Genomic DNA, 1689 nt, shown 5'->3' on the forward strand with positions numbered 1-1689 from the left:
GAGGTTGTGTAAAAAGTAAGAATCAAGTGTTCTTTGACATATTGTATAAAAAGGATTTTATATCTTTGCTCTGCTAACAAATAGGATTAATTTTATGGGCTATATTCAACCTTTTGATCGTAATCAACTGACTCTTCCCGAGTCTTTAGATTCTTATATCTCTTGTGAGAACCCAGTTCGTCTGATTGATGTTTTTGTCGATCAGTTCATCAAATTGCACCCTGATTTTTCCTCTTATAAAGGTAACAGTCCTACGGGCCGTTCTGCTTATAGCTTTGGTACTTTACTCAAGCTGTATGTCTACGGCTATTTAAACAGTATCAGTTCTTCCCGTAAACTGGAGCGCGAGACTCTGCGTAATATGGAGTTGATCTGGCTTCTGGGTAATCTCCATCCCGATCATAAGACTATTGCCGATTTCCGTTCCAAACAAACTTCGGGCATCCATGAATGTTGCCTTGATTTCCGCCGCTTTCTGGTCAGTTCCGGTTATATTTCAGGCAAACTGGTAGCTGTTGACGGCAGTAAAATCAAAGCCAATACCAATCGTGACGGTCTTACTTTAGATGGTATTAATCGACAGTTAGCCTTGTTGGATACCTGTTTAGAGAAGTATCTGCACCAGCTTAATGAAAATGATCTGGTGGAAACAGCCCAGGAACAATTATCCGAACTCTCGGACGAGCTCGGTGTGGAGAGCTCCCTACTGGAGAAGATAGCCCGTTTGAGCCAACAGGTTGAAGAACTTCAGGCGGAAAAACAGCGTATGCTGGATGAAGGTTCCCAAAGAAGCTTTCCCTCTGACCGCGAAGCTCGCCTGATGAAGACCCGTAACGGTTTTCTTCCGGCTTACAATGTCCAATCAGTGGTAGATTCCCAACATCACCTGATAGGTGCCATGCAGGTTACCGACCACCCGAATGACTTTGAAGACCTTCAACCTTCGATTCATGCCATGCAGGAAGACCTTCAGGTAGAAGTAGCCCAAGCCGTTGCCGACACCGGTTATGCCAATGAAGAACAAATCCTGGCCCTTGAAGAAGAAGGCAAAGTGATTGCCGTTCCTTTCAATGAAGGAGACCATTCTCCTAAAGAAGATCGGGAGCACGGAATCTTTTTTACCTATGATGCAGACAATGACTATTATATATGCTCCCAAGAAAAGATATTACCTATTAAAGACAGGCAAGTTCGTAAACATGGAAAGCTTTATAGAAAATATCAGGGAAGAGACTGCAAGGGTTGTCCCCTGATAAAGTTCTGCACCACATCAAAAAAAGGCCGGATTATCTACCGAAGGGCAGATGCAGAACCCATAAGACAGTATATGAAGAAGTGTAAGGGAATGAAATACAAAGCGCTTATACGGTTACGAAAAACATTGGTAGAACACCCCTTCGGAACTCTTAAATACTGGATGGGGCAAATACCACTCCTACTCAGAGGAAAGGAAAAGGTACAGGCTGAAATAGATTTGTACGCAACATGCTATAACCTAAGAAGGGTGACTAATATTCAAAGCATACAGGTACTATTGCAACAAGTCCACTATTGGGGTATTAAGTATACCTAATAGCGGTCATTTACCAAAGGACAACAATAGAAATACCAAAATAAAGAGATAAAGAGCATTTCCTTTTTAATACAATATGTCAAAGAACACTTGATGCTTACTTTTTACACAACCTC

1 protein-coding gene is annotated in these 1689 nt (G+C 41.9%); it reads left to right on the top strand.

Annotation, left to right across the window (positions count from 1 at the left end; translation table 11 throughout):
* Positions 1-94 precede the first annotated feature (94 nt).
* A complete protein-coding gene (locus KTG12_RS21220; RefSeq protein ID WP_138273095.1) occupies positions 95-1573 on the top strand; it encodes an IS1182 family transposase in 1479 nt (492 codons plus the stop codon).
* Positions 1574-1689: the final 116 nt, after the last annotated feature.

It is taken from the genome of Parabacteroides sp. MSK.9.14 (assembly GCF_019041495.1).
Lineage (GTDB): Bacteria > Bacteroidota > Bacteroidia > Bacteroidales > Tannerellaceae > Parabacteroides > Parabacteroides merdae.

Bases quoted from the DNA above. Each gene is read 5' to 3' on its own strand.
- KTG12_RS21220 (WP_138273095.1), top strand. From the start codon at position 95: ATGGGCTATATTCAACCTTTTGATCGTAATCAACTGACTCTTCCCGAG.